At 41.1% G+C, this 15,505-nt stretch carries 13 protein-coding genes; 8 read left to right on the forward strand and 5 right to left on the reverse strand.

What is annotated here, in order from left to right; genetic code table 11:
• Positions 1 to 31: 31 nt before the first annotated feature.
• A complete protein-coding gene (locus tag KZZ04_RS12290) occupies positions 32 to 415 on the reverse strand; it encodes an MAPEG family protein (protein ID WP_219422855.1) in 384 nt (127 codons plus the stop codon).
• A gap of 290 nt (positions 416 to 705) precedes the next feature.
• Between KZZ04_RS12290 and KZZ04_RS12295 the strand changes: the two genes are divergently transcribed.
• Positions 706 to 1,548, forward strand: coding sequence for a multidrug transporter (locus KZZ04_RS12295; RefSeq protein ID WP_257903623.1), 843 nt, complete (start codon positions 706 to 708; stop codon positions 1,546 to 1,548).
• 82 nt (positions 1,549 to 1,630) lie between these two features.
• Here the strand turns inward: KZZ04_RS12295 and KZZ04_RS12300 are convergent, their stop codons facing one another.
• The 4 genes from KZZ04_RS12300 to KZZ04_RS12315 all read right to left on the reverse strand — a co-directional run bounded on the left by KZZ04_RS12300 (position 1,631) and on the right by KZZ04_RS12315 (position 6,757).
• Positions 1,631 to 1,948, reverse strand: a complete 318-nt coding sequence (locus KZZ04_RS12300) for a multidrug efflux SMR transporter (RefSeq protein ID WP_219422857.1) — start codon at positions 1,946 to 1,948, stop codon at positions 1,631 to 1,633.
• Positions 1,948 to 3,480, reverse strand: coding sequence for a bifunctional GNAT family N-acetyltransferase/carbon-nitrogen hydrolase family protein (locus tag KZZ04_RS12305; RefSeq protein WP_219422858.1), 1,533 nt, complete (start codon positions 3,478 to 3,480; stop codon positions 1,948 to 1,950). Before KZZ04_RS12305 ends, KZZ04_RS12300 begins: the two co-directional genes overlap by 1 nt.
• Positions 3,481 to 3,568: 88 nt before the next feature.
• Positions 3,569 to 4,417 carry an MBL fold metallo-hydrolase gene (locus KZZ04_RS12310; RefSeq protein ID WP_219422859.1) on the reverse strand — a complete coding sequence of 283 codons (849 nt, stop codon included), beginning with the start codon at positions 4,415 to 4,417 and terminating at the stop codon, positions 3,569 to 3,571.
• Positions 4,418 to 4,474: 57 nt separating this feature from the next.
• The gene (locus KZZ04_RS12315; RefSeq protein WP_219422860.1) at positions 4,475 to 6,757 is read right to left on the reverse strand and encodes a penicillin acylase family protein; all 2,283 of its coding nucleotides are present in this window, start codon (positions 6,755 to 6,757) and stop codon (positions 4,475 to 4,477) included.
• A gap of 147 nt (positions 6,758 to 6,904) precedes the next feature.
• On the opposite strand from KZZ04_RS12315, the gene ycaO reads away from it, so the two are divergent.
• The 7 genes from ycaO to folX all read left to right on the forward strand — a co-directional run bounded on the left by ycaO (position 6,905) and on the right by folX (position 15,498).
• The gene (ycaO, locus tag KZZ04_RS12320; protein ID WP_138528117.1) at positions 6,905 to 8,665 is read left to right on the forward strand and encodes a 30S ribosomal protein S12 methylthiotransferase accessory factor YcaO; all 1,761 of its coding nucleotides are present in this window, start codon (positions 6,905 to 6,907) and stop codon (positions 8,663 to 8,665) included.
• Positions 8,666 to 8,774: 109 nt separating this feature from the next.
• Positions 8,775 to 12,131: an ATP-binding protein gene (locus KZZ04_RS12325; RefSeq protein ID WP_219422861.1), complete on the forward strand. Its 3,357-nt coding sequence runs from the start codon at positions 8,775 to 8,777 to the stop codon at positions 12,129 to 12,131.
• Positions 12,132 to 12,182: 51 nt separating this feature from the next.
• On the forward strand, positions 12,183 to 12,812 hold the full coding sequence (locus tag KZZ04_RS12330) for a YceH family protein (protein WP_058403707.1): 630 nt from the start codon (positions 12,183 to 12,185) through the stop codon (positions 12,810 to 12,812).
• Between the two features lie 68 nt (positions 12,813 to 12,880).
• Positions 12,881 to 13,711 (forward strand): ammonia-dependent NAD(+) synthetase, encoded by an 831-nt coding sequence (gene nadE, locus KZZ04_RS12335; RefSeq protein WP_219422862.1) that lies wholly within the window; start codon positions 12,881 to 12,883, stop codon positions 13,709 to 13,711.
• 135 nt (positions 13,712 to 13,846) lie between these two features.
• Positions 13,847 to 14,566, forward strand: a complete 720-nt coding sequence (gene folM / locus KZZ04_RS12340; RefSeq protein ID WP_219422863.1) for a dihydromonapterin reductase — start codon at positions 13,847 to 13,849, stop codon at positions 14,564 to 14,566.
• A gap of 17 nt (positions 14,567 to 14,583) precedes the next feature.
• Positions 14,584 to 15,138, forward strand: a complete 555-nt coding sequence (gene folE, locus KZZ04_RS12345) for a GTP cyclohydrolase I FolE (RefSeq protein ID WP_010557916.1) — start codon at positions 14,584 to 14,586, stop codon at positions 15,136 to 15,138.
• A gap of 3 nt (positions 15,139 to 15,141) precedes the next feature.
• Entirely contained in the window at positions 15,142 to 15,498 is a 357-nt protein-coding gene (gene folX / locus KZZ04_RS12350) for a dihydroneopterin triphosphate 2'-epimerase (RefSeq protein WP_008129424.1), read from the forward strand.
• Positions 15,499 to 15,505: the final 7 nt, after the last annotated feature.

A 15,505-nucleotide genomic window follows, 5' to 3' on the forward strand; every position in this document is an offset into this window, starting at 1 on the left:
GGCCGCTTGCTTTGTGGTTTTAACAATAAAATTAGATACTCACTACAATCATGGCAATGGCAGTGCCTAAGCCAATAAACCATACAAGCGAACGTATAACATCCAGGTTCAACCAATAAAAAATACAATACAATGTACGCGAAACTATATGAGTAACCGCCAAGGTTTCGGTTACTGCATTTACCGAGTTAGTACCCAATACCACTATAATAGCAACAGCAAAAACAGTAAGTGATTCAAAACAATTTTGATGAGCAGCGAGCGCCCGCGCACCAAAACCTGTTAGTTTTGCTTGTTGGGAACGTGGGTGTTTATTGTCGTACCGGCCAAGCTTTGCCATCGCAACGGCCACAGGTACTTTTGCAAAATAAGGCATTAATACAGCTAATAATGCACACACCACTAATGTTGTCATAGTTTATTCTCTTATTATAAAACCTGATTATTTAGCAATACATATAACATACACACATAAAAAAAGCCGCCAATACGTTTTATGACAAACGCTGGCGGCTAAACAATAACATCATATTGACTATAGCTAAATTTACTCATAAAGCAGTGCGGCATAATGTCGCAGATGATGAATATTCACTATCACCCTTAATGCATCGCATTAATAACTAAAGATTGTTAACTTAAAGGCCTTATTTTTAATCGACAAATACCATGACTTGGATCTTTTTCACTTTTTTAGCTGCCTTTATGCAAGCCTGGCGAAATGCCCTGCAAAGTAAATTAAGTAACAATGTGAGTGTAGCTGGCGTAACCCTTTCGCGTTTTATTTTAGCAGGTCCCATTGCTGCAGTTTATTTATATGGCCTTTATCAATATCAAGATACAGCCATGCCTACGTTTAATAATGCCTTTTGGGGGTTTATTACTGGTGCAAGCGTTATGCAAATACTTGCCACGGGTTTAATGGTAAAGCTATTTAAAATGAATAATTACGCCGTAGGTGCAGGGCTTGCTAAAAGTGAAGCGTTAGTCGCGGCTATTTTAGGCGTATTATTTTTTGGCTCTGCGCTTAGTGTATTTGGCTGGCTAGGGGTATTTTTAGGCGCCATAGCAGTGCTTTTACTTAGCGGTATAACCAGCGTAAAACACTTTGATGCTAAAACAGCGTTACTTGGCCTTGCTTGCGGCACAAGCTTTGCCCTTACATCGCTTTGGGTACGTGAAGCGAGTTTAAATTCAGGGTTGTTATTTCCGCACTCGGCTGCATGGGTTTTACTGTTTGTAATAAGCCTACAAACACTTATATTACTTGGCTATTTATTACTTAAAGAGCCGCATACTCTTAGTAAACTTTGGCAATATAAAGGCATTACAACAGCCATTAGTATTTTTAGTTGTGTCGGCTCTATTGGCTGGTTTAGTGCAATGAGTTTACAGCACGTGGCGTATGTTAAAACGCTTGGGCAGGTTGAAGTATTTTTTACTATGTTAATTGCTGTACTTTGGCTAAAGCAACCTCTTAAAAAGCAAGACACCGCAGGCTTAATCCTAATAGCCATTGCCGCAATTTTAGTGATGCTGCCAAATTGAGAACATAAAAAAGCGCAGGCTTTTAATCCTGCGCTACTATAAAGCTGCTTATAACTTTTAAAGCGAGTTTTAAGCGCTATTTTTAAGAGCTAATTTTTAGCGTTATCACACCGCAAATAATCATGAGTACACCTGCAATGCGGCCAAACGTGGCTGCATCACCGTAAAATAATATACCCACTAAAAACGTACCCGCAGCACCTATTCCGGTCCATACCGCGTAGGAAGTACCCATTGATATTTGCTTTTGTGCAAGCCACAACATAAAGCCACTGGCTGCTAAAAACGCCACAGCCATTGCAATACCCTGCCAGCGAGTGTCGGGTTGTTGTGAAATTTTTAAACCAATTGGCCAGCCTACTTCAAGCAGGCCTGCAATGACTAAATAAACCCATGCCATTAAACATCTCTCTTTTTCAAAATTACGTCGTATAAATCTTCACGGCGATCTTTTAAATTACGCACCGTCCCTTCGCTATGAAGGATTTTTAGCTTATCCATATCAAGGTCGCTAAATAATAACATTTCGGTATTCGGTGTGGCTTCATTGAGTGTTGCATCGTGCGGAAAAGAAAAATCAGACGGCGTCAATACTGCCGATTGCGAGTACTGTACGTCTAAGCTTTCTACCTCAGGTAAGTTACCTACTGAGCCTGCAATAACCACATAACATTCGTTTTCTATTGCACGCGCTTGCGCACAATGGCGCACACGTAAATAACTATTTTTAGTGTCGGTCCAAAACGGCACAAAGAGTATATCAAGCCCCTGTTTGGCTAATATTCGCGAAAGCTCAGGGAACTCCACATCGTAACAAATTTGAATACCTACACGTCCAGCATCGGTATCAAACACGGCAATTTTGTCGCCGCCTTGAATAACCCAATCATTTTGCTCATGCGGGGTTATGTGTATTTTGCGCTGCTCGTCTATTTTACCGCTACGGTGACATAAGTAACTTACGTTATAAATTTTATCGTCTTCGGCAAGCGGCATAGATCCGGTAATAATATTGGCGTTATATTCTATTGCCATACGCGACATCGCGTTTTTAAACGTCTCTGTATATTCTGCTAAATAGCGGATTGCTTCGGTTTGATTATTTTGATCGCCTAAGCCCATAAGTGGCGCGTTAAAAAACTCAGGAAATAATATAAAATCGCTTTTGTAGTCAGATACCGTATCTACAAAGTATTCAACCTGCTTAAGCATTTCTTCAACCGAATCAACACAACGCATTTGCCATTGCACCGCGCCTATACGCACGATTGATTTAGTTGACTCGAGCACGGTGTCGGTAGGCTCATACATTATGTTATTCCACTCAAGTAAGGTGGCGTAACCTACAGATTCTTGATCCTCCGGCAGGTACTTTTTAAGTAACCGCTTTACCTGAAAGTCGTTAGAAAGCTGAAAGCTTAAAATGGGGTCGTAAAGCTCTTTTTGGTCAACCTTTTCAATGTATTCCATTGGCGTCATTTCACTGCTGTGATTGTAATAACGTGGAATACGGCCACCCGCTAAAATAGCGCGTAAGTTATATTGGCGGCACAACTCTTTACGGGCATCATAAAGGCGACGCCCTAAACGCATGCCCCGGTGAGTTTCGCTAATAGCAACATCTAAGCCGTACAGCGCATCGCCATCGGTATCGCTAAATACGCGATCATGGCCATCGGCTATGTCTTCGTAGGTGTGTGGGTTTGAAAAACGCGTGTAGTCTACTTGCACGCTCAGCGCTAAGCCCACCAGCACGCCATCATCCACTATGCCTATTTGCCCTTCAGGGAACTGATCAATTAATCTAAAAATAGTATGGCTTGGCCATGCGCCACCTAAGTCTGGGTAGGCTTGATCCATTAGCGTTTTTATTTGTGGGTACTGCTCTTTGGTCAAGTTACAAATTTCTAGGTGGGTTTTTTCTGCCGACATACACAACTCCTCGGGGCATGGGAACAAAAAAGCTGAGCAAATGCTCAGCTTAATAAACTATATTATGCGTGCTTACTCACTTTACAAGTTACTTTAAGCTACGATAAAACAACGTGGTTACTCGCTCTTTTGGTAGCCAATTTGCGTATTTAAGACCCAGTTCTGATAGTGGGTCTGCGTCAAGCACTTGCTGTAAACTCGCATCGTTTTGCATTGCCTTAAGCATAACATCTTTGGCCTTTTGCACCAGCTTACGATACGTTATCAGCCCTGAACGGTCACTTACTGGACCATGCCCCGGAATAACTTGAGTATTATCGTCAATTTGGTTAATAACATCGTCAACCGCCGCTAATACTCCATCAACACTGCCACCGCTATCTACATCAACAAACGGCAAGCTGCCAAAGTTAAAATAAATATCGCCCATGTGCACTATGTTGTCGTTACTAAAAAATATGACTGAGTCACCATCGGTATGGGCATGCGCATAATGCACAACATGTGCGTGTTCGTTATTAAAATGCAGTTTTAAATCGTGGCCAAAACTAATACGTGGCAGGTAATCTGAGTTTGCACCGTGTTTTTCTTCTAATCGCTTATGTACGTTGTCGTGCGCAATGACATGTGCACCCGCTTTAGCAAAGTTTTCGTTACCGCCGGTGTGGTCGCCATGATGATGGGTATTAATTACAAACTCGGCGCTACCGGGTTTTAAATCGCTAATGGTTTTTTTAATGTCGTCTGAGAGCTTGGCAAACTGATCGTCAATAATGTAAATACCGTCATCACCAACACTTGCAGCAATGTTGCCACCTTGACCAAATAATACATAGACGCTTTCACTGAGTTTTTCTGCGGTAACGGGGTTGTCGTCTGCATAAGCCGATGTGCTCAGTAACAAACTGGTCATTAACGCGGGTAGTAATTTTTTCATTTTAGTTCTCCATTGTTAGAGTTATATAGAACGTTATTACTTGCATTTTGGCTCACACTATTTTGGTGAGATAACTATTTGATGCGCTAGCGTTTGTGGCAATAGCGGAGTTTGCTTACCTTCAATATAGTCGCTAAAACCAGCTCTATAGAACTCTGATAGCGGATGTCCCGACTGCCCACCCGGCACACTTAAAATAGCGTGCTCTAAATGCCCAGGTTGAGCAATAAAACGCTGCGATGCACCAAAATTTCGCCCTTGTACCGCGGGCATGTAAGTATCACCAAACCCTGCAGCAGTTGGCATATTAAGTAACTTTGCCAATAGCGGGATTTGTTTTGCAAAAGGATGCTCTATTACCAGCTCGTTTACTTTACCCCACTGCCATTGCTTTATATTAGTGCCAAATTGCTCACTCAATTTATTTACAGCTTTATCAAAAGCACCCACTAATTGTTCATCCCAACTATTAAATTGAAAATTAACCCAAGATGCAGGTTTATTGTTAATAAGTTGCCAAAGCGCAGGCTCTAACCCTCGTTTTATAGGTTTAAGTGTACCTTTGTGCTCATTAAGAGTGACTTCAATATTGTTAAACACGAGGTTAATAACTTCGTCGCGATAGCGTTTAACCAAGGTATAACCTACCGAAGAAGCACATGCGCATTGCTGCCAGTTTTCAAGCTCTGTTATATACTGCGCATTTTTAACCTTATTGGTGTTTAACTGCTTGAGTAACAGCTCATGCCATGGCATTAAAAAACGGGCTTGGTTATCAAGCTGTAGCGCGTAAAAGTCAGACTCTGCAAATGTGTTTTTTTCAAATAAGCGGTCTCTAATTTGACTTGAACGTGCACCTAATGCATAGCCGCCATTACCAAAGCGTGCGTTATCGCTGGCGGATACAACCCGAGAATTCCCCGTCCATAATCGCCCACTGGACGGGTTTTTAACAAATGGGCGATTAATTTCGTTTTGTTCAAAAAGTGCCGAATACTGCGTTGTATTTACACTTAACTCACTCGCAGTTGTTCGTGCCGGAATACCGCCTATATTTTTCCATGCCGCATTGCCTAGGCTATCAACGACCATTAAATTCTGTACCGGAATACCAATATCACTTGCAAGAGCAAGCGCATCGTCTACAGTATCTGCCTGCTCAAGCTTTAATAGTTGCATGTTGACTGCATAAGGTTGATGCGCCGCCCAACTAAGTGCATAAGGCTTTTCGTTAATGTATTTTACTGGACCGTATTCGCTCATTATTAACGAGTAAGGTTCAGCGCTTCCCTCTGGTAATAAAATAGGCTCATCAACAAGCCATGTTTTGCTATCGTTATTAAGCGCTATCCAATCGGCGGTATCTAAATAACCGTTAGTAAACCCCCATGCAATTTTATTATTTGTTCCCACCACTATGGCTGGAGTACCCGGAAGTGATACACCCGTTATCTGCATTGGCTTGTTATTTAACATATAATTGAGTTGTGCTCGGTACCAAATAACCGGTACTGCCATTGATAAGTGCATATCGTCAGATACCATTCCTGCGCCGGTTTTTGTAAGCTCTCCGGTGACTGCCCAATTATTACTACCAAGCTCTTGAGGGGCTTCAATGTGGGTTGCAGCATGAGCCGTTTGCGTTGCGAGAACCGGCAGTTCACCTACAAACGGGGCTAATTTGCTACCATCAAGCGCTGCTTGGTATTGACTAGGTTGCGTTAAAAAATCAACCATATTCTTGCTGTATATTTGCTCTAGCAGAATCAAAGTTTGATCGCGATTAAATGTCATGCTTTGTAAATCTAAGTACATGCTAAATATCACTAATAAGCTATCTTCACTTTGCCAAGGTTTTTGCGCCCCGCCCGTTAGTAGGTATTCAAAGCTTGCATACCCTACTTGTGCCAGCCCTTCGTTCACGCCTTGTGCGTAGCTTTTTAATAATTGCTTATCGGTTTCAGGAAGAGTTTGTAAAATTGCGCGGCTACGCTTACGCAGTTGATGAAAGCGCATTTTTTTATCAAGCCCAAGGGCCGCTTTGCCAAATAATTCACTTAGCTCACCTGCGGCGTTGCGCCTTAATAAATCCATTTGAAAGAATCGGTCCTGTCCGTGCGCATAACCTAATCCGTAAGCGGCATCGTTACGGTTTTTAGCGTTGATAACAGCTTGGCCCAATGTATCGCGAGAAATTTTAACAGGTTCATTTACTGCCATACTGCGCCCGTTGCCATCAAGTGCTGGTAAACTCAAGCTAAGTACCCCATACACCACAGCGGTGCCACCCAGCCCTAAAATTACAATTAATAACAACAAGCGTTTGATTAGTTTATACATTGAGTTGCCCTTCCCCCCTTTACGTTGCCTATATAATAACCACAGTTTTATTAAATAATCATGATCTTGCTCGCAAAGGATGAAATAAACATCAAAATCCACGATAATGTCACTTCCACACATCGTGCAGAACTAGTTGAGATCAATATGACTGAAAAAACGTTTATCAAAGGTAAAGACCGCGATCTAGAATCGTCAATCTCTACCATGCAAAACAAGCTTAAAGCCCTGAATATTAATGTTGAAGAAGCGCTTTGGCTTAACCCTGTAGCTAACTGTTATTCGGTTCATATTAAAGACAGCGACTGCGGTGTTATGTTTACCAATGGTAAAGGCGCAACCGATAAAGCCTCTATTGCCTCTGCGCTAGGTGAATACTTTGAGCGTTTAAGCTGTAACTACTTTTTTGCTGACTTTTACTTAGGTGAAGAATTTGCCAACGGCGACTTTACTCATTACCCAAGCGAAAAATGGTTTGAAGTTGAAGGTGAAGAAGTACCTGAAGGCATAATGGACGAAAGCCTGTGGGATTACTTTGACCCAGAGCGCGAACTTAACGCATCACACCTTTTTGATTTTAACTCAGGTAATAACGAGCGCGGCATTTGTACATTGCCATACACGCGCCAACGCGATAACCAAGACGTGTACATTCCGGTAAACGTGATTGGTAATATTTTTGTATCTAACGGTATGAGCGCGGGTAACACCAAATTTGAAGCGCGAGTACAAGGTTTATCAGAAGTATTTGAACGCGCAATAAAAAACCGCATCATCGCTGAAGGCATTTGTTTGCCAATCGTGCCTGAAGAGGTTGTTAAGCAATACCCACAAATTCACGAAGCATGTGAAGAGCTACGCAGCCATGGTTTTCATTTACGTATTGCCGATGCATCACTAGGCGGTAAATACCCAGTAATGAGCGTAACGCTGATTAACCCAACAGATGGCTCTGTGTTTGCCTCGTTTGGTGCTCACCCTTCATTTGAAGTAGCTCTTGAGCGTACCGTTACCGAGTTACTACAAGGTCGCCGCCTTGATCAGCTTGATGTATTCCAGCCAGCCACGTTTGATAACGACGAAGTAGCAACGCCTGAAAACATTGAACTGCACTTTATTGATTCTAGCGGTTTAATATCGCATGACTTTTTCCGTGCAACTCCCGATTTTGACTTTGTACATTGGGACTTTAGCGGTACAACAGAGCAAGAATACAACTTCTGTACTGACCTAATTCATAGCATGAACCACGACATTTACATTATGGATTACACGCACTTAAACGTGTATGCATGTCGTATTTTAGTACCGGGCATGTCAGACATTTACCCAGTAGATGAGCTTATTTGGCGTAACAACAACGAAGGCGCTAAATTCCGTGAAGCATTCCTATCGCTTGATCAGTACGATGCTGAGCAATGGATGGACATTTACGACAGCCTAGAAGAAGCTGGCCACAGCGATATTATTCGCGCAGCAGAGTTTATTGGCCTTGCAACCGATGCAGATACACCTTGGCATACGCTACGTATTGGTGAGCTTAAAGCGCATCTCTGTTTAGCCGCAGGCAGCGAAGAAGCTATTGATTGGGTTGATTGGATACTGCATACAGGCCAAGTAAACGAAGAGGCAATGCGCCATTTCCGCTGCTTAAAAGCCATTCTTGAAATTAAATACGATGACGAGCGTGAATACGCCGACTACCAAGATGCACTTGGTTTAATGTTTGGCAGCGACAACGTAACGCTTGCGATTGAAATTGCCGAAGGCCGTACATTATTTAATGGTTTAACCTTCCCTGGTTTGTCGCTTAATGGCTTTAAAAAGCATGCAGCACTCCTAGATGGCTACCGTAAACTACATGTAGCTAAACAAAACCATTGGGCACGTGAAGTAAGCGACTCATAGTTTTAAACTGCTATTTATAAAAATAAAATGGCGCTTATGTTTAAGCGTCATTTTAATTTGTACAATAAATAGCTATAGTTGAGTAGCCTAACCCAAGCCAATGTAGCTAATGCCGCCAACTAATAATAAAAAAACGAATATTCATAACTACAAACGAACCTTCTGGTTATCGATGACACTACTACTGCTTATTAGTGTTGTACTAGAGCGCATTAATTACAATCGCGTGAAAGACGCTCATCGCCTACAAATACTCTTTGAAGTAAGCACCTACAGAGCACAATTAGAAGCCATTTTAATTTCTAACATTCAATTAGTCCGTGGTTTAGGCGTTGCGGTTTCTGCAGAGCCTAACTTAAATCAAGAACGCTTTGCACAAATTGCAGCCCCTCTTTTTAATACATCAAAAGAACTTCGAAATATTGGCGGTGCACCCAATATGATTATAAAAATGACCTACCCTATTAAAGGCAACGAAGGTGCGCTGGGCCTTAACTTACTGACCAATAAAAACCAACGCGCTGATGCAATAAAAGCACGCGATACCAATACAATTATAATGGCAGGCCCATTAACACTTGTGCAAGGTGGAGAAGCACTCATAGCGCGTGTGCCTGTATATACTCCGCCAGAGAATACGTTTTGGGGATTACTATCGGTTGTTTTAGATATCAATAAAATTTATAAAAACGCCGGTATTTTAGATCTAGAAGACAATTATAACGTTGCACTTCAAGGCCGAAATGGGCTGGGTGATAAAGGCGAGTTTTTTTTTGGTGACGCCACAATACTGAGTCAAAACCCTCTCGCATTTTCGCTAAACTTTCAAGGCGGTAACTGGCAGCTATATGTTGCACCAAAGCAGGGCTGGAGCCCACCCAACTCAGCAATTTGGCCATTACGTTTAGCAATTATCATTATTTGTGCCTTACTTACATGGGCATTTTGGTTTTTTTTAAAAATGCTTGAACGCCAGCAAAAAAATGAAAAAATGCTAGAAACCATGAGCGATTTGGCGCAAATAGGTGCGTGGTCGTTTAATTTAGAAACGAAAAAAGTTTATTGGTCAGATATGACTAAAAAACTGTTTAAATACCCACTCAATACCCAGCCACAATGGCCTGAAGATTTAAGCTATTTTAAAGAAGGTGAAAGCAGAGAAACCATCAAACCTCTACTCGAACGTGCTATTAAATATGGCCATAGTTATGAAGTTGAACTAGAGGTAATAAACGCTGAAGGGGAAGCTGTATGGGTACTTGTTAATGCAGAAGCTGAACATAAAAATGGTCGATGCGTGCGCATCTTTGGTTCGCTACAAAATATTGATACCCGTAAAAAAATTGAATTAGAAAATAGCTTTACGGCACTACACAATGAAACGTTAGCCTCATTAACGGTTAATAAGCTCATTTTAAACGGTAAACTTAGCCAATCAAAAGATATACTCACTGAAGCTATTTGCCACGCTTTAAAAATTGAACGCGCTAGCATTCGTTTTTATAACGAAGATCACACACAGTTAATTCCGTTCGCACTACATAATAAGTTAACACAAGCCGAAAACGTTGAACTAACTTGGCTTAGAAAACATCTTCCTGACTTTTTTAATATGCTTGATAACCAAGCTGTATTTAATATTCCCGACGTTATTCATAATTCAGCGCTATCTCCTTTGTCGCCATATTACTTATTGCCATTGGGAATAAAATCGATGCTGTGCGTAACAATCCCTGCCGGCAACGGGGTATTAGGAATAATATGTGCTGAGCAATGCAAAACCACACGCTTGTGGACAAAAAACGAAGAAAGTTTTTTAATCACAGTGGCTACGCTTATAGGCAGTTTACATTCAAGCCAGCAACGCATAGAAGCAGAACAGGAATTAGTAGAAGCTAAGGAATTAGCCGAACAAGCGGTGGCAGCAAAAAGTGAATTTTTAGCAACTATGAGCCACGAAATTCGCACTCCTATAAATGGGGTGCTAGGCATGCTAAATATAATTAAACAAACGAGCTTAAATCAACAACAGGCGCATCATATAGAGCTTGCGCAATCATCTGCCGAATCATTGCTTAATATTATTAATGACATACTAGACTTTTCTAAAATGGAAGCAGGTAAACTTAACATTGATAGTATTCAATTTAACCTCCCTAAATTATTAGGTGAAGTGGTTGAATCGTTTGCACTAAAAGTGGAGCAAAACAATACAAAACTAATTTTAGACGCAACTCAGATTACAGTAAGTGAAATAATTAGTGATCCGAATAGGCTTAGGCAAATTCTTAATAATCTGATTGGTAATGCTGTTAAATTTACTAAAAACGGTGACGTCATTATTATAGCCAGGGTGGACGACTCCACCGATGGCTCATTTCTAGAGTGCTCAATAATTGATACCGGTATTGGCATCAATAAAAATCAACAATCACTGCTGTTTAACTCATTTACACAGGCTGACGCTTCAACTACGCGCCAATTTGGCGGCACAGGCCTTGGCTTAACTATAGTAAAACAACTGTGTGAATTAATGGGTGGAAGTGTCAGTGTTAACAGTGTTGAAGGCGAGGGCAGTACGTTTTCATTTAATATAAAAATACAACCTAGATTAAGTAAAGAGCAGGATTTACCAAGCCATCTAATAAACAATAAGCGTATTTTAATTATTGATGAATGCCACTTAAATACCAGTATTGCCACTAAACAGCTGCTGATTTGGGGTGCTCATGTCGAGTTTATAAATGACTACGGTGAAGTACTAACACACTTAGCGGATACGACTCATTTATACGATGCAATTTTAGTTGATTATCACTTTTTCTCTATTGCTGCTAAAGCGCAAACAACCGCCTTACAAAACTTCATTTACAAATCTAAATGTAAGTCGGTGATTATGGCGCCAATGAGTTACTCGCAAAAAAATTCAACGCTTGCAATGAACGTTGACTGCATGATTTTTAAACCTTTAACACCATCGGATTTATTCGACTCACTTACTAATGAAAAGTTTTTAGAGCAGCAATTAAATCAGGCGCAACTCACTAATACGCTTACAAAAGCCCCTATTACAGACTCATCAGAACCCGTTTTATTATTAGTAGAAGATAATAAAATAAACCAAGTTGTGGCCTCTGCACTACTAAAAGAAGCGGGTGTGACCTTTGATATTGCCGAAAATGGCGAGGAAGCAATTAGTAAACTAAACGCCAAACAAAATAACCCGTATAAACTTATTTTAATGGATTGCCAAATGCCAATAATGGATGGTTACCAAGCCACGCAAGCAATTAGGCAAGGCAAAGCAGGTGAAATATACAGTCGCGTTTCAATTATTGCTTTAACGGCTAATGCCATGCAAGGCGATAGAGAAAAATGTATTGCTGCAGGTATGGATGACTATTTAACTAAACCGCTTGATATGGCCGCCTTAAAACCTAAGTTGCAGCACTGGCTTGACAGTTAAATAAGGCTTACCACTAGTTAGCATTAATAATTAATATTTTTAAGGGTACTTATGCAGTTATCACCAAATCAACAACGTGTTATTGGTTGCCTTCTAGAAAAACAAAGCACTACGCCAGAGCATTACCCTTTATCACTCAATGGGCTAGCCAATGCATGTAATCAAAAATCGAATCGCGATCCTGTTCTTAATTTAACAGAAAGTGATGTTCAAAATGCGCTAGATGAACTTATAGATATACGCCTAGTTACTGTTGATGAAGCGCCTTCAGGGCGGGTAAATAAGTACGACCACCGCTTTTGTAATACCGAATTTAGTAGCTTACAGTTTTCAGCACAACAACGTGCCGTTATTTGCCTATTGCTGTTACGCGGTGCCCAAACACCCGGCGAATTAAGAACTCGCAGCGCTCGCCTCGCTGATTTTAATAATGTAGATGAGGTTGAAAACGCCCTAAATAAACTAATTGAAAACGAGCAAGTCGCCAAACTACCGCGCGAAGCAGGTAAACGTGAAAGCCGATATATTCATTTATTTGGTGAGCAACAAATTACACCTGATAGCGATACCATTAATTTACCCAGCGAAGCGATTAAAGATAAAGAGTTAAACGATTTATTACGCGAAGTAGAAGAGCTAAAAGCAGAACTTAACCAGATAAAAGCACATTTAGGGCTTTAAATAAGTAAAACTAAATCACATAATAAGTTTATTGCGTATCACATTTAAAATATTACAAGGAGCCGGCAATGCGCGCCGAAATAATGACTGAAATGAAAGTTCAGCCAACCATTGATGTAAACGCTGAGATATCTCGTCGAGTTAACTTTATAAAAGCACGTTTAGTTGCGGCTCACTCACGATCGCTTGTGCTTGGTATTAGTGGCGGGGTTGATTCTTCAACTTGCGGCCGTTTATGCCAATTAGCTGTTAACGAATTAAATGAAGAACACAGCACTAATAAATACCAATTTATTGCTGTGCGCTTACCTTACGGTGTTCAAGCTGATGAAGACGAAGCGCAAATGGCGGTTGATTTTATTCAGCCAAGTAAGCGCATGACCGTTAACATTCAGCCTGCTGCCGATGCATTGCATGAGCAAGTGTTAATGGCAATGACTAGCAGCGGTGACGCATTACCAGAACAAGCACAAATAGATTTTATTAAAGGTAACGTTAAAGCGCGCCAACGCATGATTTCCCAATACGAAATTGCCGGTTTTAGTCAAGGTTTAGTGGTTGGCACCGACCATAGCGCTGAAAATATTACAGGCTTTTACACTAAATTTGGCGATGGTGCATGTGATTTGGCGCCTCTTTTTGGCTTATCTAAGCGCCAAGTTCGCGCACTAGCGACTGCTTTAGGCGCGCCAGCATTGCTTGTTGAAAAAGCCCCTACAGCCGATTTAGAAAGCGACCGACCAGGCCTCACCGACGAAGAAGCGCTTGGTTTAAGTTACAATCAAATTGATGACTTTTTAGAGGGCAAACCTGTCTCTGAAGAGGTAGAACAAAAGTTAATTGGCATTTATCTGCGTACGCAACATAAGCGCCAGCCAATACCAACAATTTACGATTGATATAAGTGATATAAAAAGCAATTAACCGTATTGGGTTTATTTGCTTTTTTGATCGCCCTATTCAAATATTACGTACACATTACGCTCAACGTATTAATATTTATTAAAAACTTACCAAAGAGAACACCGCATTATATGACATCGCCCATTTTAATCACTGGCGCTGGCCAACGAATCGGCCTAGCCCTTGCTAAGCACTACCTTACTCAAGGGCAAGAAGTCATTATTACTTACCGTACTCGCCATAATGCTGTAGAAAAACTAGCGCAGCAAGGGGTGACCTGTATTCATGCCGATTTTAGTACTGATGCGGGAATTAATGAGTTTATTAATACATTGAGAGCCCATACCCAGTCTTTAAAGGCTGTTATACACAACGCATCTAGCTGGGACTGTGAAGCAAATAACCCAGACCACGCTAAGCTTTTTGATAACATGATGCGCATACATGCCAAAACACCTTACTTAATTAATATGCAGTGCGCTGACTTACTTTTAGCGTACCAGCAAGCTAGTGGCACCGCCGCAGATATTGTGCACCTTACTGACTATGTAGTTGAAACAGGTAGCCCTAAGCATTTGGCATACGCGGCAAGCAAGGGCGCACTTGATAATCTAACGAAATCGTTTAGTGCTAAATATGCACCCAATATAAAAGTAAATGCGGTTGCGCCTTCGCTTATTATTTTTAACGAGCACGACGACGAACAATACCGCGCTAAAACACTCAAAAAATCATTGATGGGCATCGAACCTGGGTGCCAAGAAATTGTAAACAGCATTGATTTACTCTTACAAAGTCAGTACATAACAGGGCGCTCTATTCCTGTTGATGGCGGACGTCATTTAAAGTAAAAAACACTGAGACACCTATGCATAACGAATTAAAAGACAGCTACCAAAAAATTATAACCGCCGTAGGCGAAGACGCTGAACGTGAAGGTCTATTAGACACACCAAAACGTGCGGCAAAAGCAATGGAATACCTAACACAAGGTTATCGCCAAACGCTTGATGAAATTACCAATAATGCAGTATTTACCTCTGATGCCGACGACATGGTATTAGTACAAGACATAGAACTTTACTCTATGTGTGAGCACCACTTACTGCCATTTATTGGTCGCTGCCATATTGCTTATATTCCAAATGGCAAAGTGCTGGGGTTATCTAAATTTGCGCGTATTGTTGATATGTTTTCGCGTCGCTTTCAAATACAAGAACAGTTAACACATCAAATTGCCAAAGCCGTTGAAGAAGTAACCGGCGCAAAAGGCGTAGGTGTTATTGTTGAAGCTAAGCACATGTGTATGATGATGCGTGGTGTAGAAAAGCAAAACTCAAGCATGCGTACATCGGTAATGCTGGGTAACTTTAGAAGCGACCCTAAAACACGCAACGAATTTTTGCAGCTTATTAAAGGGTAATCTATGGCCAACGCAATTATTAATGTTACTAACTTACGCTTGCGTACATTTATTGGTTTTAATCCTGAAGAGCGTGAAAAAAAGCAAGACGTAGTCATTAATTTAGAGATTCACTACCCTGCGGATAACGCATGTAAAACCGATGAAGTAGACCAAGCACTTAACTATAAAGTGATCACCAAAGAGGTAATTAGTTTAGTTGAGCAAGGGCACTTTTTATTACTAGAAAAGCTCGTAGCTGAAATTCTTGCGGTTTGTCATTCTCATCCAAGTGTAAATTACGCTAAAGCCCGTGTAGATAAACCGCATGCGCTTCGCTTCGCGGACTCTGTATCACTAACACTTGATTGGACAAAGTAGCGTGCGT

Origin of the sequence: Pseudoalteromonas sp. CR1 (genome assembly GCF_019392235.1) — a bacterium.
Taxonomy (GTDB): Bacteria; Pseudomonadota; Gammaproteobacteria; order Enterobacterales; family Alteromonadaceae; genus Pseudoalteromonas.

Coding starts and splice junctions, on each gene's coding strand:
- KZZ04_RS12310 (WP_219422859.1), bottom strand. CDS start 4,417: ATGAAAAAATTACTACCCGCGTTAATGACCAGTTTGTTACTGAGCACA.
- KZZ04_RS12305 (WP_219422858.1), bottom strand. CDS start 3,480: ATGTCGGCAGAAAAAACCCACCTAGAAATTTGTAACTTGACCAAAGAG.
- folM (WP_219422863.1), top strand. CDS start 13,847: ATGACATCGCCCATTTTAATCACTGGCGCTGGCCAACGAATCGGCCTA.
- KZZ04_RS12330 (WP_058403707.1), top strand. CDS start 12,183: ATGCAGTTATCACCAAATCAACAACGTGTTATTGGTTGCCTTCTAGAA.
- ycaO (WP_138528117.1), top strand. CDS start 6,905: ATGACTGAAAAAACGTTTATCAAAGGTAAAGACCGCGATCTAGAATCG.
- KZZ04_RS12300 (WP_219422857.1), bottom strand. CDS start 1,948: ATGGCATGGGTTTATTTAGTCATTGCAGGCCTGCTTGAAGTAGGCTGG.
- folE (WP_010557916.1), top strand. CDS start 14,584: ATGCATAACGAATTAAAAGACAGCTACCAAAAAATTATAACCGCCGTA.
- KZZ04_RS12315 (WP_219422860.1), bottom strand. CDS start 6,757: ATGTATAAACTAATCAAACGCTTGTTGTTATTAATTGTAATTTTAGGG.
- KZZ04_RS12295 (WP_257903623.1), top strand. CDS start 706: ATGCAAGCCTGGCGAAATGCCCTGCAAAGTAAATTAAGTAACAATGTG.
- KZZ04_RS12325 (WP_219422861.1), top strand. CDS start 8,775: ATGCCGCCAACTAATAATAAAAAAACGAATATTCATAACTACAAACGA.
- KZZ04_RS12290 (WP_219422855.1), bottom strand. CDS start 415: ATGACAACATTAGTGGTGTGTGCATTATTAGCTGTATTAATGCCTTAT.
- nadE (WP_219422862.1), top strand. CDS start 12,881: ATGCGCGCCGAAATAATGACTGAAATGAAAGTTCAGCCAACCATTGAT.
- folX (WP_008129424.1), top strand. CDS start 15,142: ATGGCCAACGCAATTATTAATGTTACTAACTTACGCTTGCGTACATTT.